We start from the raw sequence: 23,152 nt of genomic DNA on the forward strand, positions 1-23,152 counted from the left end.
TGCGTTACCCCGTAGAAATAGATGTCATAATTTTCTTTTTTACTTGACTTGTGACAAAGTGCTTTTCTGTAAATACGTCATAATTTTCTTTTCGAATTTTATCAAGAATCGCTCGGTATAAATGCGCCGCTCCTGTAAGAGGCAAACGAGAAGCGACCGGATATTTATGAATCGACTGAAGTCCTTTTATATAATACATCTCCGCTTCTTTGGCCAGGTGCTCCCACATCTCTATAAATTCAGAAGTGACCCACCGGTTCTCTAATAGCATGCGCGTGTATCCGTAAGAATTCATAAGGTCTTTCGGTAAATAAATGCGCCCTCGCTCTAAGTCTTCCCCAACGTCTCTTAAAATGTTGGTCAGCTGCATTGCAATGCCTAATGCAACTGCTTCTTCTTCTAATTCTTTATGAGTAGTTGGAGCTAAAATCGGTAAAAGCATTAACCCTACCGTACTCGCTACATGATAAGAGTATGTTTTCACTTCATCAAGCGTATCGTATTCTTTTTTTACTAAATCCATTCTCTGGCCGGTAATCATATCATCAAACGCTTGAACATTCATCTCATATTGTTCAAATACATTGCGCAGAGCTACCCACATGGCGCTTTCGTTCAATAGTTCTCCATTTTTAAATCGGACAAATTCTGATTCAAATTGCTGCAGCTCTATTTCAGGGTTGCATCCTTCATCTACAATATCATCGACTTGACGGCAAAATGCATATACTGCCCATACTGCCTTTCTTTGTTTTGACGGCAGCATGGAAAAAGCTTTGTAAAACGTTTTTGAGTTTTCTTTAATAATTTCTTCACACTGATTGTACGCTTTGTCTAACGAAATGTTCATCATATAGGACCCCTTTCTCTATTAAAGGACAAACCATCTTTTCCTTATGGCTTACAAGATCTTAAGAAAGCTTTGCAACCGTTTGAACAGATGATTGTTCAATAAGATGATCAGCTAACATTTTTGCTCCTTGCATAACAATTGGCACGCCTCCGCCTGGATGAATAGATGCTCCGACCGCAAAGACATTTTTATATTCGTACGGCTGGTACTGGGGTCTGAATACGCCCGATTGAAACAGCTCAGGAGCAATACCAAAGCTTCCTCCTTCGTAAAGTCCAAATGCTTGAGCATCATTTGGCGTGCGTACTTTTACCCACTCTATTTCTTTACGAAGCTCTTCAAACCCTTTTTCTTCTAAAGTTCGAATGATTCCATCAACAAAATCTTGCTGATTGCTCCAATCAATGTGGCCGCCTGATGGAACCGGTATAAGTGCATATAGCACACTTTTCCCTTCAGGGGCTAACGATGGATCAATAACAGAGGGATTAAATGTATAAACAGCGGGATCTTCAGGAATCGTTTTATGCTTAAACACTGCTTCCATATGTTTAGCTAAATCATTGCCCATAAAGTATTGATGCACATTGTGATGATCATATTTTCTCTTCAAACCAAGATAAAGCAGGAGACAGCTGGACGAAGGCACATACTTCTTTTCTTTTTTTCGAGCAATTTTCGCCATATTAGGAAAGTCGCCATTTAAAACAACTTGATCAAATGGATAAAGTTTTTCGTCAACAATAACCCCTTCCGTTTTGTCTCCTGATATAGAAAGCTCTTGAACCGCCTTATTCAAATGAATGTTTACACCTTGCTCTATCAGCGCCTTTTCAAGAAGTGGCACAAGACTTGCGTATCCGCCTTTTACGTAATAGATGCCATGAGCATGCTCACTGTAAGGAACAAGGGAATAAATAGCTGGCGCCGAATAAGGATTTCCCCCAATATAGAGAGATTGCAGGGAATAGGCATCTACTAGACGTTCATCATGGAAATACGTTGAAACAAATTTTCTCATTGATTTATTTGCATTCATTTTTTTTAATGCCTTGATGTTTTGCCATGTCCAAAAATCTCGTTTATTTACAAATGTTTTTTCCAAAAATGCCTTACTTCCTAATTCAAATCGCTTTTTTAATTCAGTCATAAAACGCCGGTAGTTTTGCTCTTCGCCTGGAAACAAACGGCTAATTTCCTCTAACTGATCTTTTTCAGTCGCTTTTTTTGTATAGGTCGTACCGTCTGGAAAATGAATATCATAAAGTGGATCACAGCGTATTAGTTCATATTGAGAAGCAGAAATGCCTGCTTCATCTAAAATACGTTCAAGCATTAAAGGCAGTAAGACAATCGTGGGACCTTCATCAATTTTATAACCGTCTTTTTCTACAAACGCCAGCCGGCCGCCCAGCTTGTTTTCTTTTTCGAAAATATCAACAGAAAATCCTCGTTTGCTTAATAACAAAGCGGTAATCAAACCGCCTATGCCGCCTCCAACAATTGCTGTTCTCATAATGCACTCTCCATTTCCTTCATGGTTTTAAACGGCTCATTCAGTAATTGTCCGTCTCTTTTTAAGATGAGCTTTGTCGTAATGCGAGATGATTCCAGAATAGTTGGTAGACCGCTTCCTGGATGAGTTCCTCCTCCAACTAGCCAGCAGTTTTCTAATTCTTCAAATTTATTATGCGGACGCAGCACCATCATTTGAGTGAGCTGATGTCCAAGGTTAAATGTCGCTCCTTTATAGACCAGCACGTCTTCTTCCCACTGCTTTGGTGAAATGATTTTTTCAACTTCAATATGACTCTCTAAATCTTTGAAACCCGTTTTCTGTTCTACAATTTTTAATACTGCATCCCGGAAATCTTTTTGTTTTTCATCCCAGTTTACACCACTGAAATTATTTGGAACCGGCGCTAAAATATAAAGAGCAGACTTTCCTTCCGGTGCTAAAGTTGGGTCCGTTACCACAGGGTTTTGAATGTAGATAGAAGGGTCTTCTGAAAGAGCTAGCGTTTTCGTAATTTCTTCTACATTTTTTTTATAATCTTCAGCGAACACAATCGTGTGATGAGGCAGGTCTTTGTACTGTTTGTCTATGCCTAGATAAATCATGAAAGTAGAACAAGAGTATTTTTTCTTTTCAAGTTTTTTAACTGCATATTTTTTAAGGGTACCTTCATCTATTAAATTCGTCATGGCATGAGCAAAATCTCCATTGATAATGACGTCGTCTGCCCCTATTCGCTCTCCATTTTCTAGAATAATTCCTTTTACTCTCTTATTTTCAATCCATAGTTTTTGGACACCTTGGTTTAAGTGGATGTGCCCTTGATGTTCTTCCACTACTTTTGCCATTGCTTGAGATAGTTGGTTTACTCCTCCTATTGGATGGAAGATACCGTAAGCGTGTTCCATAAACGATAAAATAGAAAAGGCTCCTGGACATTCCCAAGGGGACATTCCCAAGTACTTCGATTGAAAAGTAAAAGCTAATTTCAATTTCTCATCAGTGAAATACTTGCCAAGTACATCATAGAGCGTTTTACCTAAGGATAAATGCGGCAGTGCTCGAATTGCTTCAGGCTTTAAATAGTGATGAAAACGATCCATCTCGCCCTGCAATAAAGGCAGCAAAGCCGCCATCTTCGCTTCGGTGTCTTTCATAAAGCGTTCATAGCCTTCTCCGTTTCCTGGGTATAAACGTTCGATTTCTTCTTTCATCTTTTTATGATTATCCGTCATCTGAATCTGCGCATCATCGAAAATAAGCTCATACATGAGATTTAGACGTTTTAAGTCCATATAATCATGCGCATTGCGATTAGCAGCTTGAAATAATTCTTCAAAAATCTGTGGCATGCTCAAAAATGTAGGACCCATATCAAACGTATAACCCGACATTTTAATCGCTGAATTTCGCCCGCCCACGTATCCTTGCTTTTCATATACATCTACTTTATAGCCATGACTTGCTAACAGCATCGCTGCCGCTAGTCCTCCTGGACCTGCTCCAATCACGATTACGTTTTTTTGCATACATACACTCCTAATCCTATACAATAGTTATACAAACATTATACAAAGCTTTATTATTAAACACAACGATAAACTGCTTGTCTTTATTCGAATCATAAAATTACCAATAACTAAACCATTAAAATATGACGTTTGTACCATTTTTCCAGGGTTTCAGTACACTTTCCCTTTATTCGGTGCTTTCAAGCTTTTATTTTATATCTATGTAAAGTTATACAAAAATAGACTGCGGTCTTCTTCTCTAGTTAAACGTACAAAAAAGAGAAACAGATGACTTATTTCATAAAAAAAACCCTCTGTACTGAGAGGGTCCTGTCATTCCACAATTTGAATATTATTGTGAGTAAACCAGACGTGAATTTGAGCTAGATGAGCTAGCAGCTGGGGTCCTGTCATTAATTGACCAAACCACGGTGCTTTAAATCCTTCTCCGCCTGTATCAATAATATGCTTTAACTGCTGCTTATCAAAAAATTCATGAAGAGGTGACTGTTTATCTTGTAAAAGAGATTGAAGCCATACAGTTACAGCTTTTGTATAAGCTGGGTTATGCGTTTTAGGATAAGGGCTTTTCTTGCGATAAAGAACGTCATGAGGCAAAATTCCTTCAAGCGCTTTTCGTAAAATCCCCTTCTCTTTATTGCCCGTCATTTTCATCTCCCACGGAATATTCCATGCATATTCCACAAGGCGATGATCTGCAAAAGGTACGCGTACTTCTAAGCTCGCGCCCATGCTCATACGATCTTTACGATCTAATAAAGTTGTCATAAACCAAATCTGATTTAAATAAAACAGCTTTCTCCGCTGCGCATCTTCTAACGATTCACCCTCTAATTCAGGCACTTCCTTTAATGTTTCTTCATATCTTGCACGCACATAATCTTCTAACTGTAATTTCTTTCTCCATGAGCTTTGCAGCAAATCAATTCGAGCATCTAATGAACGCATCCACGGGAAGGTATCCGAAGACAAATCATGTTTTCGGTGAAACCACGGATATCCGCCAAAAATTTCATCCGCACATTCTCCTGATAAGCTCACGACAAAATCTTGTTTGATTTCACGGCAAAACCAAAGCAGCGATGAATCTACATCAGCCATTCCAGGAAGGTCTCTCACCTCTACAGCCTCTGTTAAATGCTGCACAAGGTCCTCCGTTGAAATAATGCAGCGGTGATGATTTGTTTGAAACGTATCCGACATGAGCTTGATATAAGTTCCATCAGAATTTGGCTGAAACTCATTTGCTTTAAAAAATTTATCATTGTCTTCATAATCGATAGAATACGTATGAAGAGAGCCCTTGCCGCTTTCTTTGAACGCATTTGCAGCAATTGCTGTAATGGCGCTTGAATCTACTCCACCTGATAAAAATGTACAAACCGGGACATCCGACACTAGCTGTCTTACAATCGCGTCTTGCACTAAAAATTTAACTTTTTCTGTAGTTTCACCTAAATCATCTGTATGCTGCTCACTTTTCACGTTCCAGTATCGCCAAATTTTCAACCCGTTACGAGTAAGCGTGAGCGCGTGAGCCGGGCGCAATTCATTTATTTCTTTAAATACCCCGTGGCCGGGAGAACGAGAAGGTCCTAAGCCAAACACTTCTGCTAATCCATCTAATCCTACTTCCGCTTTCACCTCAGGATGAGCTAATATCGCTTTTAACTCCGATGCAAATTGAATTCCACCTTCATAAGATCGATAGAATAAGGGCTTCACTCCCATTCTGTCGCGTGCTATAAATAACTTTTCATTGGCTTCATCCCAGATTGAAAAAGCAAAGATACCGTTAAAATGATCTACGCATGATTCTTTCCATTCTATATAAGATGTTAGAAGTACTTCCGTATCTGAATGTCCCTGAAATTGATAACCTCTTTTTAGTAATTCTTTCCGAATATCTTCCGTGTTGTAAAGCTCTCCATTATAGCAAAGCGTATAGAGCTGTTCATTTTTTTCTCTTGTCATGGGCTGTCTTCCGCCTTGAGGATCTACTACAACTAAGCGTTTGTGCCCAAAAGCAACATGCTGCTGTGTCCATACGTTGGTGTCATCAGGACCTCTTTTCGATAAAGTGTCAGCCATTTTTGTTATTGTTGCTGTTTCATTTAAAAGCGATCGCTTTAAGTCGACCCAACCCGTTATACCACACATCGTTTATCATCCTTTCTTTCACGCTCTTGTTTATGAATGAAATAATGCCATTGTATGCACGCAATAGTTACAGTTGAATTGTCCTTATATTTTATTTTCACTTTCGAGTTATAAAGAGAGCTTTTTTAGGCAATAAAAAAATATGGATAAATTTCACACGGAGGTTTGATTATGACTCATTATTCTAAACAACAAGCTCTGAACAATCAGCCGCGTTCCTTCGTGATTGGTACGGTTGAATGTGTTGATTCACAGTGGATTTTCTTTGAAGATGAAAGTGACGAAGCTTCCATGCTCCATGAAGTAATGGATGATACATTAGAACTTCTTATTGATACACGCTGGGAAAAAGCCATTATGGTTGATGACCGTCAAATAAAGCTTCACGATGGAACGTATTTATTGCGAAATGGGGATAAGCTAAGACTGACTAAAAAGCTACCTTATGCATACGAACAGCTGCTTCAATCACTACCGAAAGAGACCTTTTTATCATTCACTCAGCACTTAAATTCATTAAAATTCTCTCTTTATGATTGTATTTACTGTCACAACACATTATGTTTTTTACCGACAGACGGTGATACAAAAGGTGCTAATTTTATCATTTATGACAATGAGGAGAAAATTTGTGCCGTTCAGCATTTATTCGAACGAGGCACGCATCACCTAGATCGATTTGAATATACCGTTAATGATGGAGAACGTTCAATGAATCTTTTTTTAGATTAAAACAAAAGAAAAAAGCTATCTTATCCAAGATAGCTTTTTTCTTATCCTAGTACGACATATCCGTAATAGAATACTAAGATAAGCGCAATTACAAGAACTGCCCAAGCAACGCCTGTACGCTTTCTTTTTTCAGTACGAACAAGTACCATTTCCATTCCCACAAGCACTAACACTCCGGCAATTCCTTTAATGAGCGCTGCGCCTTGAAAATGGTACCAAGCTGCTAACATATGCAGACCTGATACTAATACTAATAAGTATAGGAGTCTCGCCACCATATGTAGGATTTTTTGACCTTTAGCTTTACCTGCTCGATGTAAAATCAACGAAACCACAAACGAAATAATTAATAATGTCCAAAGCGTTACATGAATATGTAGTGGAGCCATTTATCTCACGTCCTTTCTGAAAATATCATATCATGAAAACCTTTCCTTCACCAATAATAGAAGGAAAGAAAAGGATTTTTAGCGGCTGCTTCCATAAGTAGCATACCGAATGAGTTTTTCAAGGGGTCCATCTGAAAATAGGCTCATCCATATCCGGCTTCCCAGCAGTTGAATAAAAATGATAATCCCCGCAATAGCCAAACCTTCTACAATTGAAATATGTCCGTAGTATCCTAACCCATATGAGTAAAAAAGAAATGTGCATACAATGGACTGGACAATATAATTAGTTAAAATCATTCTCCCCAAAAGGGCAAATGGCTGCATGACTTTTTGAATCGATACACTTCGCATAGCTAATGTGACCAACGTTACAATAAAAATTGCTCCTGCCGTTCCTCCGATTGTATCGTGAATATACGATGTCGCTACATTGTGATCCAAAACATACGGCAATACGGATGATGCTGCATACACGATGAATGAAATAAGACAAAGCCACTTTGTCTCCACTATATATTCTTCTATTTCTTCGAACCACTCGCTTTTTGCCATAAAACCGCCTAATAAAAACAGTGGAAATAGCGATAAAAACAGAAAAGGAACCGTATTTAAATTATACGCGTAGTACCAATCAAGCAAGCGCTGATGAAAGATTGACGCAAAACTTCCGTGTCCATATGCTTGAAGCGCTTGGTCAATAATAGGCTGGTGAATTCCCGCTGCTGTCTCTCCTTCGTTAACAAAAGCCGCTACTGTTAAAATAACAATCATAATCACAGCATAAATGCTAAATATTCCGGTTCCCCACGCTAATAACACTTCTTTCTTTGCTTCTTGAAAAAATAGCATGATCAAAGCAAAGAAGCTGTACATCACAATCATATCACCGTGCCAAATAAATAAAGCATGAATAGCACCAACAAGAAGCAAAGCTGTGATTCTTCGTACATAAAAAGGAGTAAAGCTTACTTGCCTTTCGTATGTACGCTGGAACATTTTCATAAAACCAAATCCAAATAAAATAGCGAGCAGCGCGTAGCCTGTCTGCCCTACAACTACATCAACTAATCCATTAGCAACATAATTCATTCTTGAACCGTCCAACAAATTATGGTCGTAATAGGAAGCAGGTGAATAAAAATCCGGCATGTTTATGAGCAAAATACCAATAAGCGCGATTCCTTTTAATACATCTGCTGCCTCAATGCGCTGTTCTTTATCAGCTGCGTTCATTTTGAAACGTTTCATTCTTTCACACCTTACATTATTTCATTATTGCTTTCACATTATATCGAACGCAAAAATTTTTCTTCAATGTTTACTATTTCCATTCCTCTCTTTAATGTTTTGCTTCCTCCCTGCATATAGATAAAGAAAAAGCATTAATCACCTTTTTGTCTAGGCTTCATATGCTGTTACTAGACTAAATTAAAAGGGTGTTTGCCTATGCCTGCCATTGTTGGTGTTGTTAATCTTAACAGTGTTGGTTCAGCCAGCGTCTTTCATATTGGAGATGTTTATACAATAGCCCCTATTTCCACTGCTAAAACATTTGCTGGCGCAGGTTCGTTTAATACAGGCGACGGATTATATGTTGTGAATCAGCAGAGCTCAACCAATACGTCAGACAATGATGTAAATGACCAAAATGTTGCTGGAAATCTATAATAGAAATGAAGCTCATACAGGAGGATGCTTATGAACTTTTACGTGAATCAAAGTATCTGTATTCAAAGTATGAAAATCAGTGCCGTAAGTAACTCTTCAGTACTTCAAATTGGAAGCGTAGGTGTTATTAAACCAAACTCAAATCTTTTTAATACAGGAGGGTTTACAGGCGCTGCACCTACTGAAACAAAAAAAGGCATTCTTGGATCTGTTTCTCCTTCTACCTTTACTCCCGGAACCGGTGCGGGCACTGCCCCAGCTCCTTTCTCACAGTCGTTAACTCCCCCAGTTCGAGACAACGACTGACATGTTACAACCTTCATCGCCATATGTATATATATAACTATTTTCTTTATCAGAAGATAAGGGAATTGAGGTGATTGAAGGTGGATAACATGGACTATATTCAGCAGGTACATCAGTATGTTCAGCAAATGTCTTCGTATATTCAGCAGCAAGAAGAACGCATTGCTCAACTTGAAAAAAACGTACAAGAACTTCAGAAAAAAATAAAAGAGTTAGGTGAACAGCCACCTATTAAAATTGATAAAATTGAATATAAATTTGAACAGTTAAAAATCGATTCTTTAGATGGAACATTAAATATTGGATTAAACCCTCTTACACCTGATAATTTAGAAGATATCATTATCAATGAGAAACCAGAAGTAACGTTTTCGCAAGGAGCTCAGCCACAGGGGCAGCCGCCTCAAGGTGAGCAGCCGGGACAACCCGGAGGTCCTGGACCACAAAATCCTAGCTTAAAACCGTTGAACCGCCAGCTAGAAAAACAGTGGGTCTCTGATATCCACGAAACGATTTTAGCTGAACTTAATCAATATGGATTTTCTATGGTTCAACATGTGCTTGATGAGCGCTCGATGATGATTGATGAATCGTACTACGAGTTTATTTTAGAAGATATTAAAAAGCAGCTGCAGCAGCGGATTACCTTTTATATACAGCAAGTTCAGCCGGAAGAAATGGAACGAAATTTTGAACAAATTAAACCTCAAATTATCGGTAAACTTTATGAAGATATGAAAAAAGGAATTGACGCATTTTTAACGTATTTACCTGAATCTTTAAAGAAAGGTGGACCCCCTTCATGAACTTTAACGTTGTAAACCGCGAATTGCTTGTTGGAGACGTTAGTATTACAGGCGTATCTTCTTCTTCTCTTTTTTTAATTGGTGATGCCAATTACATCTCTCTATCCTCAACATTTGATACGCCGGCTGAATCGTTGATTATCGGACCTTATGTTCCACTATCGTTATCATAAAGGAGCTTACGTATGCTTTCACGCACATCTTCTGTTAATTATATAGAAATTAATTCCTTGTCGGCGAGCTCCTTTTGCCAAATTGGTGATTCAACAGAAATTCATCTACTTAATAAAGCTTTAGCCGATCGGAGACAGTATCCGTTTTTCTACGGTCGAGAAGGAAACTTTGATGATTACGCTATCTTTAATGAGCCTATTCCTCATGGCGATTATGAACCTATTCCCGTTCAAACATGGAATGAAATACCTTTGATCCGCGTTAACAGAATTGATATAAAAGGGTGCTCATTCTCATCAGTTATTCATATTGGATCAACGTGCAATGTTTATGCAGAAGCCCGCATTAAGCATATTCGGGAACTGATCAACGATGAACCTTCAAAGGAAGCTGAAACAGGAACATCAAGTAGTGCTTCTTCACAAGCTAGCAGCAGTGAGTGAACCTTTTAAAAAGCTGCTCATATACTAAATTAATATCATGAAAAAAGGGTGTGAATCTCATGCCAGCAATAATTGGACCCGTTAGTATCATGAGCGTCGGAGGCGGTGTCGTAACGTTTGGAGATACGTTTTATGTTTCTCCAAAAAGTGCCGCCAAAACGGCGTCAGGCTCTGGTTCTTTAAATACAGGTAACTTTGTTAATACAAATAACGGCATTTCAGGAACAAATACGTTAGATCCAGATTTATTCGATCAAAATATAGCAGCAAATGCTTAAAAAAACCCCTTATCTTTGCTACTACAGCGGATAAGGGGTTTTTTATTCACTTGGATTTTCGGCTGTTTGATTTCTTGGTTTTAGGTAATTTAGAAGAAGGCTGTTTACGAATCCATTTAATAAAAGAGCTAATTTTAGAATCAGCTTGTAATAAAGAAATCGTATTAAGACGAATGGCTAATTCATCATTTGTGTATAATGCATGAATTTGTTTATGACACGGAATACATAAGTTTGCCGTTGGTTCAAACGCTCCGCCCATTTCCTTTGGCGTTAAATGATGTACGGTCGTCAAGACATCCTGCCTTCCGCATAATTCGCATGTTCCTATCCGCCTGTCTTTTTTGTTCATATAGATTTCCTTCCCTATAAAGTTTCTACTCTTACACTAGTTCCTTTGCCAGAAGGCTCGGACGGCTCAACAATCAAACGTTTTGGCAGGCGAGCACGAAGTTCTTGTACGTGACTGATGACTCCAATTGATAAATTATTTGATTGAAGCTTTTCAAGCGCTGTAACAACGGTATCAAGAAGCTCTCCATCAAGTGTTCCAAAGCCTTCATCTAAAAAGAAAAACTGCAGCGGATATTCTCCTCTTAGCTGAATTTGTGCAGATAATGAAAGGGCCAAAGCCAGCGAAGTTAAAAACGTCTCTCCACCGGATAAAGTTGAAACCGGACGTTTTACGCCTCCATTTGCATCATCTCTCATAATAAAGCCGCCTTGGGAATCCACTTCAATCGCATAGCGCTGACGTGTTAATATACCCAGACGCTCTGAAGCATCTCGGCTAACGGATATCAGCTGTTCTTCAGCAATATATTCCACGAAAGCATTTCCTTTAAATACTGTTTGAAGCTTTTGATACTGTTCAAATAACGCTTGTTTTTCTTCACGGTCCTGTTCAAGCACTAAAAATCGCTCATGCCGTTCTTTGACGCTTTTTAACGTTTGCTCAGCTGCTCCCTTGAGCTGAACCGCTTCTTTCACAGCCGCTTTTATATCATGAAGCAGCTGCTGAGTTTCTTCAAATTGGTGCTCTTCTATGGACTGGTGATTCAGCTGAATATTTAACTGTTCAATTGATGACTTCATCTGTTTTATGTTGTCCCAATAAGCCTGAACAGTTTCATCCAACAATTTCATCTCATCATGTGATAACAAAGCTTGCTGAACTTCTTTTCCTTCGCTGAATAAAGAATTCCCTACAGCTTCTTCCCATTTTTCAGCTGCTTTTTTATACTGCATATAAGCTGTTTCTAGAGATTCGCTCGCTGCTTTTTCATCCATTTGCAGCGTTTGATACGCTTTTTGAACAGTCTGCCAATGTTGATATGCCTGCTGTTCATTCGTCTCTAACTCCGCAAGTAAAAGAACTGTTTTTTGCAGCGCCTGTTCAATATCTTCTTGATCTGTAAGCGTACGCAAGCGTTCAATTTGCGAGTGAACAAGAGATTGTTTATGAGACAGCATTGCTTTTAATTCTGTAAATTCTTTTTCGCCCGCATATTTCTCTTCTTTTAGACGTTCGATTTTCTTTTGCTGATTTTCAAAAAATACGCTGCTTTTTTCAATTCGAGCCTTTATTGTCTGCTCTTCTTTTTCTCTTTCAATCAGCCTTTCATTAATTTTTTCCATCTCTTCAAATACAAAGGAAGGATAATCTTGTTGAAAAGCTTCTTTTCCTGCTTGTAGCGCCTGTTTTTGCCGATTTACTTTTCCTTCTAATTCAGCTTGCTCTTTTTGATAATGAGCAAGCTCTAATTCAATCTTTTCAAGGCTTTGCTGGACCTTTTGTATCTGCCCGAGAATTGCCTGCTGTTTTTCACTTACCTGCAAATAATCCTGCTCAAGAGATTTGATTTCAACTTCTATTTTCTTAGCATAATGCCCAAAGGCATCTGTATTCATTTCTCCTAAAGCAGGAACTTCGCCAGCTTCGTTCATAAACTCAGCTAACTCAGGTATTTTTTCAACAAGAGGTTTAGCTAGCTGTTCAAGCTGCATTTTGAGCGACGAATAGCTAAATCGCTGTTCACGCAACTGATTAACTTGATCTTCGAACTGATTCGCTGATTCAGTTGTGATGTCATCTTCTTGTTGGTGTAATACGGGGTTAGGGTGATGCTCAGAGCCACAAACTGGACAAGGCTCACCTTGGGTCAGCTGCTCAGCTAATTGATGAGCCAGACGGCGTGACCATTCTTTTTCTTTGCGTCTTTTTAGATCGCTCATTAAACGATCTGCTTGTTGAAAAAGCTGCTGAAACTCTTTTTCCCGCTCGCATACAGTGTGATACAAGCCTTGAATATCTGAAAATAACCCTTTACTTTGTTCTATTGTTTGCTGCTCTCTCTCTTGATGTGTTTGTTTTTGTGTGTGCAAATGCTTAAGCTGTTCGGCTTTTTCTTTATACGTTTTTTGACCTTCATCTAGATTTTTTTTATCGTTATTCCATACTTGATAACGATAAAATGCTTGCTGAACAGCCTGGCGATAATCAGGTTGAATTTCCACTTTTGTTAATGCTTCTTTTAACTCTTTTTGAAGAGTCAAGCCTTGCTGATACCGCTTATCTGCTTCCATTAATTCATCATTTTTCGCTTGAAGTGCCTGCTGCTTTTGCTGAAGAGAAACTTCCGCTTCTTTTATTTCTTGCTGTCCTTCTTTAATTTGTTTTTGAAGATCAGAAGCTTGTTGAAGCTGTTCTTTTTGAACAACTAATTTGGGCTGCTGTTCATTCTTTTGTAAGCGAGCCTGCTCATATAAACTATTCGATCGCTTATATTCCTCACTTTTTTGAACAATTTGTGCTTTTAATTTTTCTACTTTATCTTCGTAAAGCTTCTGCTGCTTTTCAGCTTGTTCAAATGTTTCTAAATAGGGAAAAAGACGTTCTGCCTGCTGAGCTTTCGTCACCACATCTTGCTTTTGTCTAATCTCCTCTTCCTGCTTAGAAGCATGCACTAGTTTTTCTTCTATCAGTGCTTTTTCCTGCTGCGCTTTCCAAAGAGACGCCTGCTGATCGTATCTTTCCTGCAAATCAGACGCTTCTTTTTCTCGTTTTTCCAAAAGTATAATGCTATCACTTACAAGCTGCTCCGCTTCCGTTACTTTCTCTGTTGAAGCTTCACCTAATCCCGTTTGTTCTGCGGTGATTTTATCTAGGTCTGTCTTTAGCTGCTGAACTTGATAGCGTATTTTCTTACTAAGCTGATCTCCGTACTGCTCGAGATTAAAAAGACGCTGAAGCATTTGACGACGCTCCGTTCCTTTTAACGATAAAAACTCCGCAAATTTTCCTTGCGGTAATACAACAGCTCTTGTAAAATCATCAATTGTTAAACCAAGAAGCTCCTGTACCTGCTGGTTTACATCATTTGTTTTATCTGCTAATACGTACGTTTCATCTTCGATTTCAATCAATCGACTTGAAGTTGATTTTACACGAAGCTCATCCGTCCGTTTAAAGCTTCTTTCAACAGTATAGCGTTTTTTATGACTAGCGTTTTCCAGCTCGAACGTAAACGATACTTTCAGTTCATTTTCCCCGTGATTTAAAATTCCTTGTGTATTATTGGCTGCACGCTCTACTTTTCCGTATAAAGCTAGTGTAATGGCATCCAAAATGGAGGATTTCCCGCTTCCTGTAGGACCAAATATTCCAAACACACCGCCTGAACACAGCACTTCAAAGTCGACAGTTTGTTTTTCTCTAAAACTGTGAAGCCCCGAAACGGTCAAGTTAATAGGTTTCATTTTTCATCCTCCTTTCCCGATACTTCTTCATCGTTAATCAAGGTTAAAAACAGTTTTACTAATTCATCATCAGGTGCCCCTCCGCCGGTTTGCCTGCTGTAGAACTTTGTAAACAGTTCTTCGATCGGCACTTCGCGCTGTGAACGTGTTTCGAGTGCTAGTTCTTCTGCTTTGAATACCGGACGGATATGAATAAAACCTGGATGAAGCTTGCGAAGACGATGGATTTCTTCTAGTGAAAGCGCATCTTCTACGTGAACTTCTAAATCAACCCATGCCTCCGTATCTTTTTGCTCATCAAGCCACGTATATACTTCTGCCAATCCGTTTTTCGCTTTCCAACGTGTCAAAGGCTTTCCGCTGGATAATGGAATTTCAGTCATCTCAATCTCTTTTCCTGGCTTAGCGTCTAAAATGGTAACGGACTTTGCATAGCCTGACTCTGAAAAACTATAAGCAAGAGGTGAACCGGAATATCTTGCAAGGGTGCTGGCGCGATTGATCATTTGCGGGCGATGCAAATGTCCTAATGCTACATATTGAGCATTAGCAGGTAAACTAGTTGCCGCCACCGTATAAGCTCCTCCTACTTCAATTGGACGTTCTGAGTCCGTTGAACTTCCGCCTGCTACGTAAATATGACTCATGGCAATATTAACGGTATCTGTTGTGAACTGCTCACTCATTTTATCAAAAATACCTTTTACTCTGGCATCATATGAGTTTCGAAGAGCCAGCTCATCATTTTCTTCTGCTAAAAGTTCCTTTAACCTTGATTCAGATGGGTAAGGAAGAGCCGCAACCTTTAACACTTCATCTGATGTAGGAATGTGAATGCTTTCTACATCGGTAGTAGGCAAACCAAGAAGCGTAATATTTTGATGAACAGCTAATGGAGAAGCCGCCGACAGCCGGTCTGGGTTGTCATGATTACCTGCAATAACAATAATCGGACGTTTTCCATTGTTGCTCAACCTAGACATACTTTCGTAAAAAAGCTGCTCTGCCGCTGCTGGAGGGTTAACCGTATCAAAGGCATCTCCCGCCATGAGAATAGCATCTATCTTTTCTTCTTCCACAATGTCTGCCAGTTCATCTAAAAACTGTGCTTGCTCAGCCAGGCGGCTTCGACCTTCTAACGTTCGCCCCAAATGCCAATCTGCTGTATGTAATAAACGCATGTTACTCTCTCCTTATTGGTGAAAAAGAAGAAGACTATCGCCTTCTTCTTTTTTTATATTTCAACAGCATGTCCACCATCTAAAAAGTACAGATAGCGATGCTGAACAGGTTGTTTTACAATCCGCTCGATGGCCTTTGCGTAAAGCTCTAACTGAATGCGGTATCTGTCAATTAGAAATGGTTTTGCCCGTTCAAAATCCCCTTGAAAACGATCCGAAATGTTATCTGTTTTAAAATCAAGTAAAACGAGGCCTTCTTCCGTTTCATACAAACAATCAATAATACCTTGCACTAAAATTGTTTCGTCTTCCTGCTCCCAATGATCATAGATTTCTTTAGCGGAGACACCTAAACTAAAAGGCATCTCTCTATAAACCGTGCGAGCCGTTCGAATACCTTGTGCAATGTCACTGTCTAAAAAGTCTGCTACATCATTTGCATCAACAGCATCCGCTTGTTCTTGCGTCAATAATTCTTTGGTAACCATTGATTGAATAAAGTCTTGAACCATTTCAAGGGTATAAGCTTTATTTAATGGAAGCTGCTGCATAACGGCATGTGTAGCTGTTCCTCTTTCAGCTCCTGTGAGAGATTTCTCTTGAAGAAACAGCGGACGATTTTCAAGAGGTGCTTTAGATCCCCGAACGAGATCGTCGCTTCCACCTGCATCCGTCAGCTGCTGCTGCCTTTTTAGTTCAGAAACAGATTGCTTCGAACGATGAACGGAAGCTACACGATAATCATAAGACCAATTTAAGCGTCTATACACTTCGTCTTTATAATCGCTCGATTCTGAAACTGGCTCATGCTTTTGAAGAGCGTTTAAAAGCTCTTCATGATGCTGCTGCTCTTCAAGAGGCTGTTCGGCTAAATCACCTGCTAATAACATTGAAAGTTTCCAGCTTGAAGCATGCTGATGAATCATCTTGGCCGGCTGGACCGCTCCTTCAACCAGGTGACTAACATGTTGGTGACGAATTAAAGAAGGTCCAATCCAGTCTAAATAACATTTTGCATCTCTTCTCACGTGAGCTGGAAGCGTCCAATCTTCATGTGCCATAACGGAGCTCCATTGTCTGAGCTTTTCTGGTGCGTCTTTTACTGTTCCAACTAAAATAAGTTTTTCTTTCGCACGCGTCAAAGCTACGTATAATACCCGCATTTCCTCTGCCATGCTTTCTTTTTTCATTTTTTTCTTCATGGTCTGCTGAAGAAGAGTAGGGTACGTAATACGCAGTTTTGGATCAATATATTTAGATCCAAAACCTAGTTCTTTATCGAGTAAATATGCTTTATTCAAGTCCATTAAGTTAAACTGACGAGCAAGACCAGCTACAAAAACAACAGGAAACTCAAGACCTTTACTGCTGTGGATCGTCATCAAACGCACCACATCTTCTTGTTCTCCCAGTGCTCGAGCAGCTCCTAAATCGTTCCCTCGGTCCTGCATGCGTTCAATAAAGCGTAAAAATCGAAACAGACCTCTAAATGAGGTTGCCTCGTACTGGCGAGCGCGATCGTAAAGAGCACGTAAATTGGCTTGACGCTGTTTCCCGCCAGGAAGTCCGCCAACAAATTCAAAGAAACCCGTATCGCGGTAAATTTGCCATACCAGTTCTGACAAAGAGCTTTGTCTAGCTTGTGTTCTCCATGCTTTTAACTGCTCATAGAAATACTTTACTTTATCGCGAAGTTCTTCATCATCTGAAACCGCTAAGTACGTTTTTAACGCATCGTAATACGTTCCTTTCTTTTGCTCTGCTCTCAGTGTAGCTAACTCTTCATCTGAAAGCCCTACTACCGGTGAGCGAAGAACAGAAGCTAACGGAATGTCTTGATGCGGGTTATCTACTACTTTTAATAAAGACATCATAATCATCACTTCAGTAGCATCAAAATAACCTGTTGATAAATCGGCATAAATCGGCACGCCTTCTTGCTTAAATTCATCCATAATCTGCGCAGCCCAAGGCATGGAACGAAGCAAAATAACAAAGTCACGATACGTCACGTTTCTCATAATATCGAGCTTGCGATCATATATTTGAAAACGATTTTGAACGAGTTCTTTGATTTTGCGCGCCATTGCTCTTGCCTCTAACTGAGCCGTTTCAAGCTCTGCTTCTGAAAAAGCGACGAGAGAAGAATCCGATTCTTCTTCCGCTCCTTCTTCTGCATTTTCTTTTGCAATGAGCAGAAGTTCCGTTTCCATTCCTTCCGCTTTTGGATACGATGCTCCTAATTTTAAAGAAGCATCATCGTCATATGCAATTTCCCCTACTTCTTCATCCATCAGCTGGTTAAAAATAAAGTTTGTAGCATCAAGCACTTGAGAACGACTGCGGAAGTTTTTATTCAAATCGATACGTTTTCCGAACTGGCGACCATCTTGCGTAAAGCGCTTGTACTTTGTTAAAAACAAAAATGGCTCCGCTAAACGAAAGCGGTAAATGGATTGTTTTACATCTCCAACCATAAATAAATTCCCTTGTTCTTCACTATCTCTTGTCACTAGTTTAATCAGTGTTTCTTGAACCATATTTGTATCTTGATATTCGTCAACAAGCACTTCTTCAAACTGAGTACGATATTTTTGGGCAATGGACGAAGGCTTAAGCATCCCATCTTCTTTTACACTCAAGATTTGCAGGCAATAATGCTCTAAATCAGAAAAGTCCACTAACCCTTTTTCCTTTTTCATATGTTCATATCGTTCACCGAAGCGCTGAACTAAAAAGATTAGCGTTTCAATAACGGGCTTCATTTTCTCAAAATCAGCCATGTAGCCGTGCAAAGGCCTAGAAAACAAATCAGCATGAAGTTTTTCAAGACTTGTTTTAGCTTTTTTGCGAAGCTCTCCGAAATCATCTAAAAGCTGCGAGTCGTATGCTTCTCCTTTACATGGCTTTAAACGAGTAAAATTCAAATTCTGCATTTCCCCATGCAAATCAGCAAAAGAATGCTTAGAAGCGCTGATCAGCCGATGAATTTGAGCCAGGTCTTCCTCTGCATTAACGGCGCGAGGAGCAGGCCCTCCTGGCAGCTTTGTTAACTCTAAGCCCTGTTTTAAAATCGACTCAATGCCCATCAGCTGCGTTGTTACTTCTTGTAAAAGAAAAGATAGAAACGGAAGTGAATCAATAGAAGAGTCTTCTGTCACATCATATTGACTCACAATCATTTCAAGCCAGCCGTTTGGGTCAGGGTTAGATCTTGCAAAGTCATACAGCTTTCTTACCATAAGCTGAATATCTAAGTCATTTCTGTCACTTGTATAACGATCAATTAAATCAAAGAATCGTTCGTTCTGTTCAATACTGTACTGTTCTTCAAACAATTCTTCTAATACTTCTTCACGCAGAAGATCCGCTTCCGTATCATCTGCAATCCGAAAACCAGGGTCTACATCGATCAAATAATAATACGTTCGAATGACTTCTAAACAAAAAGAATGGAGCGTAGAAATCGACGCACGGTTTAATAAATTAAGCTGTCTGCGTAAGTGCAAAGAAGATGGATTCTTTTTTAACTCTTTTTCCAATGCTTCTCCAATTCGATTTCTCATTTCGGCTGCAGAAGCATTTGTGAACGTAGCAACGAGTAATCTATCAACATCGATTGGCTCATCACCCATCGTAATCTTTTTAATAATACGTTCAACTAAAACCGCTGTTTTTCCTGAGCCAGCCGCCGCGGCTACTAATATATCTTGACCGGATGAAACAATGGCTTTCCACTGATCATCCGTCCACTGGGAGTCGGCCGGTTTTATGTGTATATCTTCACTCATCTCGTTTGGCCTCCTCTCGAATTTTATCTAAAATAACACTTTGACTCTCTGTACTAAGCTGACGATATTCGTTGTTTTCCATTGATTCATCGAACTGACAAATTGAGCGGTATTCACAAAACGCACATGGTGTTTTATCTTTTAGTTTATAAGGCGAAATATCAATTTTCCCATTTGTAATCTCTGTACCTGCCTCCACAAATTTACCTCGCACATACTGACGGAGATGTGTAAAATCTTCTTCGCTCGCAACCGAAGAATTGGAATAAAAGCCCCCTGTCTTTTTAATGCCCGCTGATATAACCTGTGAGTGCCCTGATTCTAACGTTTCGTCCATTAACCTTACTGCTTCCTCGTCTCCTACAAGCAGTCCTTTCATTTTAAACTTCTTGAAGATTTCAGCTTCAATTTGATCAGGCTGTAATGCTTTAGTACTGTTGATCATCGGATTATGAACGTGGAAATAAAGAACGCCAGCAGGCAATGCTCCTCTATTATCATGAAGAAGCTGTTCAGCATACGTCACGACTATGTCTAAATAAGCTAAAATTTGAAGAGATAAACCGTAGTACACTTCCACTAAGTTTAATGCTTTATCGCTTGATTTATAGTCGACAATACGCAGTAAAAGTCCTTTTGAGCTTTCCGCTTTATCTACCCTGTCAATTCTGCCAACGAGTTCCATCGTATGGCCATTTGGCAGTGTGAACTGCATAGAAGGCAGCTCTGCGCTAGGTCCAAATCCAAGCTCCAATCCAACGGGAACAAAGCCGCTCATCTTAGCGTGCTCACTTAACACAAGCGACGCACGTTCAATAATTTGCTGCAGCTTATGTGTTAAATAGTGGTGGCGATTCGAGCTCAATAAAATCTCATTTTGCAAGCGCGGAGCAAGCTCATGCACTGCAGCCGTAGAAAGCTGCTGACAGTCTTTTCTCGTTAAGTTCTTCCATTCTTTTTGACCGCCGCGAAGTTCGTCTGAAATCATTTTCAACGCCGCGTGAAATAACTCGCCTATGTCAGGAGCCGCCAATTTGAAAACTTTTCGTTCTTTAAGCTTGAGCCCGTGAGAAGCAAAATGCGCATATGGACAGGCTTCAAATTTTTCCATTCTCGATACGCTTGCTTGAATATGCTTTCCATACAGACGCTGACTCGTTTTCTTTGTTAACCGTTTTGCTTCATTTTGATAAAATAAGCTGCTTAGTACTTTCCCACTGTATGAGTTCCAATCTGAATTTTCCACATAAAAATTATACACATCCCACCAAGCGGAACTCATTGGATAATGGCGTTTCCATCCTTGCAGCTGACTGGCTAAATGCGCGATGCTTGTTAAAGGATTTGTAATATAATCAACCTGCTTTTCTTCTTCTAAATCTGTAGGTTCCGTCATTAACAGCTTCTCCTGCAGGAGCGGAAATAGCTCTTTTACTCGATTAATAACGAGTGAAGGCAGCAGGGTCTTCCCTTCCTCATTGGCAAGAGGATACGAAACATAAAGTTTTTCCGAAGAGCTGGAAAGTGCTAAATAAATGAGAAATTGTTCGTCAAACAGCTTTTGTCTTCCGGTTGGCGCAAGTAATAAACCTGATTCAAGCAGCTGCTCTCTCTCCTTCTCAGATAACAGGCCATCGCTTTTTGGTTTAGCTGGAATCACACCGTCATTTACACCTAACACAAAGCTTGCTTTGATATCGGATAAACGCGAACGCTCAAAACTTGCCACAACCACTTGATCCAGTGCAGGCGGAACAAGTGCAAACTGCATGCTGTCAAGCCCTGTCTCAAATAGATCTGCGAACAAAGAAATCGATACTTTCTCTTCTCCCATCATTTCAACAAACTGATCAAATAAGTGAAGAATTGCTTTCCATACCTGCTCGTGCTCTCTTGCTTCTTGAAGCTTTCCTTCTTCTTCACATCGATTGCGCAGCGCTTCTATCTTTTGTGGAATATCTAAATTCGTTAAAAAACGATAGAGCGCTTCTGCTTTTTCTTTTCCTATTTTCCCTTGTTTTAATTTTTGCTGAAGCGAATAAATAGGAGGAACAATCATATTTTTTAATTCATTTATTTTTTGCTCAAAAGCAAGCTCTTCGTCCGTTTTCCCAAGGTTCATGTCTTCAAGTGAACGATATTTTCTGTAGGTAAATGGTTCCTTGCTCGTCCACTTAGATCCTTGAATACCGTAAGCGAGTACATAATTTTCTAATTCATCCATCTCTTCGCGAAGCTGGTGCACATCAGATGACAAAGGAAATAAAAGATCCGTTTTCACTGCTCGAAAGATGGTTTCATATCGCCATGACCCGCTTACCACCTCTAAGACTGAGCGAACAAATTCAACGAGTGGATGGTGAAACATCGCTCGCTTTTGGTCAATAAAGTACGGAATTTCATAATCTCGAAAAATGGTTTGAAGCAAGTCATGATAATCTTCTGCATTTCTAACAATCAAGGCAATATCACGGTAGCGATAGCCGTGATCGCGCACAAGTGAAAGTACTTCTCTTGCAATCCCTTCAACTTCTGCTCTTCGGCTAACAGCCGGCAGCAGCTGAATGTGCTCTGGCTCTGACTGAAATTCCGGCGTTGGCCGTTCATCATAATATCGTTCTAAATAGGCAAGCTCTGGACTGTTTTGATGCCTTTTTTGTTCGTTAAATACGATTGGCTCTTGAATCTCTATCCCGTTTTCAGCCGCCAGGCCCATTATTTCTCGGTACGTTTCGCTCGTTAATCGAAACAAGTGCAAGTCATTTGGAATAAAATCTTGATATGAATAATCAGAAGTCACCGCTATTTTTACTTCTCTACAAACTTTCATCAGCTCTACTAATACGGTTAATTCTTGAGGAGTATAGTGATGAAATCCATCTACATAAATCGTTGCTTGAGCAAGATAGCCAGAAGACGCTACTTTTTCACTCAGCAGCTTCAAATAGTCTTCTCCATCTACATATTTCGTCATCAGCTGTTTTTCTAATTCTCCGTAAATGAGATGTAAATCATGTAATTTATCAGCAAGGACTTTCTCATCTTCTGCTTGAAGCTTTTTCTTCATCTCTTCGAGAGACGGGGCATCTACTGTGTACTGTTTAAATTCTTTAACCATTTTTTCCAGTTCTTCAATAAACCCTGCTTGTTCTGAAGAATTCGCAAACAGTCGAAGCTCTTCTTTTTGATGTTCGATAATTTTTTTAAGCATCATATGAATACCTGTTTGATCCACATGATAGCGGCTAATACCTCCAACTTCTTGCAGGATACGCCATGCAAGACGTGTAAAACTATAAACTTGAGCACGCATCATGCCTTCTAACCCAGGTGTTTGAACAAGCGCATACTCCGACTGAAATGTCATCTGTTCAGGTACAATATAAATAAGTGGATGCCCAAGCGGTGCATTTAACAGCTCTTGGCGCATGCTATTTAAAAGATATTCCGTTTTCCCGCTTCCTGAACGTCCTAATAAAAACTGTAGCCCCACGTTTTCACCCCTTGATTTTTTTCTCTATATTTTCATTTGTTTAAGTACAAAATGGATAAACGCCACGT

The 23,152-nt window shown here is 39.6% G+C and carries 18 protein-coding genes; 7 read left to right on the plus strand and 11 right to left on the minus strand.

Translation table 11 applies throughout. The features are described from left to right. Nucleotides 1-4: 4 nt before the first annotated feature. The 4 genes from ACFX40_RS05825 to asnB all read right to left on the minus strand — a co-directional run bounded on the left by ACFX40_RS05825 (nt 5) and on the right by asnB (nt 6,061). Nucleotides 5-853, minus strand: coding sequence for a phytoene/squalene synthase family protein (locus ACFX40_RS05825; protein WP_034275479.1), 849 nt, complete (start codon nt 851-853; stop codon nt 5-7). Between the two features lie 58 nt (nt 854-911). Then, nucleotides 912-2,369, minus strand: a complete 1,458-nt coding sequence (locus ACFX40_RS05830) for a phytoene desaturase family protein (RefSeq protein ID WP_028407434.1) — start codon at nt 2,367-2,369, stop codon at nt 912-914. Continuing rightward, nucleotides 2,366-3,898: a phytoene desaturase family protein gene (locus tag ACFX40_RS05835; protein ID WP_098248700.1), complete on the minus strand. Its 1,533-nt coding sequence runs from the start codon at nt 3,896-3,898 to the stop codon at nt 2,366-2,368. The genes ACFX40_RS05830 and ACFX40_RS05835 overlap by 4 nt, the downstream gene beginning before the upstream one ends. Before the next feature lie 315 nt (nt 3,899-4,213). Continuing rightward, a complete protein-coding gene (asnB, locus tag ACFX40_RS05840; protein ID WP_025749930.1) occupies nt 4,214-6,061 on the minus strand; it encodes an asparagine synthase (glutamine-hydrolyzing) in 1,848 nt (615 codons plus the stop codon). 171 nt (nt 6,062-6,232) lie between these two features. Here asnB and ACFX40_RS05845 point away from each other — a divergent pair, with 171 nt between their 5' ends. Then, complete coding sequence (locus ACFX40_RS05845; protein WP_016763009.1) at nt 6,233-6,793, plus strand: DUF2777 domain-containing protein; 561 nt, start codon at nt 6,233-6,235, stop codon at nt 6,791-6,793. A gap of 41 nt (nt 6,794-6,834) precedes the next feature. Here ACFX40_RS05845 and ACFX40_RS05850 read toward each other — a convergent pair whose 3' ends face one another. Continuing rightward, nucleotides 6,835-7,182, minus strand: a complete 348-nt coding sequence (locus ACFX40_RS05850; protein ID WP_013055360.1) for a DUF1516 family protein — start codon at nt 7,180-7,182, stop codon at nt 6,835-6,837. 78 nt (nt 7,183-7,260) lie between these two features. Continuing rightward, on the minus strand, nt 7,261-8,433 hold the full coding sequence (locus tag ACFX40_RS05855) for a DUF418 domain-containing protein (RefSeq protein WP_377254426.1): 1,173 nt from the start codon (nt 8,431-8,433) through the stop codon (nt 7,261-7,263). A gap of 198 nt (nt 8,434-8,631) precedes the next feature. Here ACFX40_RS05855 and ACFX40_RS05860 point away from each other — a divergent pair, with 198 nt between their 5' ends. The 6 genes from ACFX40_RS05860 to ACFX40_RS05885 all read left to right on the plus strand — a co-directional run bounded on the left by ACFX40_RS05860 (nt 8,632) and on the right by ACFX40_RS05885 (nt 10,860). Further along, nucleotides 8,632-8,853 carry a spore germination protein gene (locus tag ACFX40_RS05860; protein ID WP_013055358.1) on the plus strand — a complete coding sequence of 74 codons (222 nt, stop codon included), beginning with the start codon at nt 8,632-8,634 and terminating at the stop codon, nt 8,851-8,853. 30 nt (nt 8,854-8,883) lie between these two features. After that, on the plus strand, nt 8,884-9,159 hold the full coding sequence (locus ACFX40_RS05865; protein WP_016763006.1) for a spore germination protein GerPB: 276 nt from the start codon (nt 8,884-8,886) through the stop codon (nt 9,157-9,159). Between the two features lie 89 nt (nt 9,160-9,248). Next, entirely contained in the window at nt 9,249-9,965 is a 717-nt protein-coding gene (gene gerPC, locus ACFX40_RS05870; protein WP_028407430.1) for a spore germination protein GerPC, read from the plus strand. Further along, nucleotides 9,962-10,138 (plus strand): hypothetical protein, encoded by a 177-nt coding sequence (locus ACFX40_RS05875; RefSeq protein WP_013055355.1) that lies wholly within the window; start codon nt 9,962-9,964, stop codon nt 10,136-10,138. Before gerPC ends, ACFX40_RS05875 begins: the two co-directional genes overlap by 4 nt. A 12-nt stretch (nt 10,139-10,150) precedes the next feature. Next, nucleotides 10,151-10,582, plus strand: coding sequence for a spore germination protein GerPE (locus tag ACFX40_RS05880; RefSeq protein ID WP_028407429.1), 432 nt, complete (start codon nt 10,151-10,153; stop codon nt 10,580-10,582). Nucleotides 10,583-10,641: 59 nt separating this feature from the next. Then, nucleotides 10,642-10,860, plus strand: a complete 219-nt coding sequence (locus ACFX40_RS05885) for a spore germination protein (protein ID WP_025749935.1) — start codon at nt 10,642-10,644, stop codon at nt 10,858-10,860. 46 nt (nt 10,861-10,906) lie between these two features. Here ACFX40_RS05885 and ACFX40_RS05890 read toward each other — a convergent pair whose 3' ends face one another. Genes ACFX40_RS05890 through addB form a run of 5 tightly spaced genes read right to left on the minus strand, consistent with a single transcriptional unit; the run spans nt 10,907 to nt 23,084 of the window. Then, nucleotides 10,907-11,212 carry an HNH endonuclease gene (locus ACFX40_RS05890; protein WP_028407428.1) on the minus strand — a complete coding sequence of 102 codons (306 nt, stop codon included), beginning with the start codon at nt 11,210-11,212 and terminating at the stop codon, nt 10,907-10,909. A gap of 14 nt (nt 11,213-11,226) precedes the next feature. After that, nucleotides 11,227-14,619 carry an SbcC/MukB-like Walker B domain-containing protein gene (locus ACFX40_RS05895; RefSeq protein ID WP_217598990.1) on the minus strand — a complete coding sequence of 1,131 codons (3,393 nt, stop codon included), beginning with the start codon at nt 14,617-14,619 and terminating at the stop codon, nt 11,227-11,229. Next, entirely contained in the window at nt 14,616-15,800 is a 1,185-nt protein-coding gene (locus tag ACFX40_RS05900; protein ID WP_098525536.1) for an exonuclease SbcCD subunit D, read from the minus strand. Before ACFX40_RS05900 ends, ACFX40_RS05895 begins: the two co-directional genes overlap by 4 nt. Nucleotides 15,801-15,853: 53 nt before the next feature. Next, entirely contained in the window at nt 15,854-19,591 is a 3,738-nt protein-coding gene (addA, locus tag ACFX40_RS05905; RefSeq protein ID WP_377254429.1) for a helicase-exonuclease AddAB subunit AddA, read from the minus strand. Next, nucleotides 19,584-23,084 carry a helicase-exonuclease AddAB subunit AddB gene (gene addB, locus ACFX40_RS05910; protein WP_098433390.1) on the minus strand — a complete coding sequence of 1,167 codons (3,501 nt, stop codon included), beginning with the start codon at nt 23,082-23,084 and terminating at the stop codon, nt 19,584-19,586. The genes addA and addB overlap by 8 nt, the downstream gene beginning before the upstream one ends. Between the last annotated feature and the right edge of the window lie 68 nt (nt 23,085-23,152).

The sequence above is a fragment of the Priestia sp. YIM B13552 genome (genome assembly GCF_042787775.1).
Lineage (GTDB): Bacteria > Bacillota > Bacilli > Bacillales > Bacillaceae_H > Priestia > Priestia megaterium_E.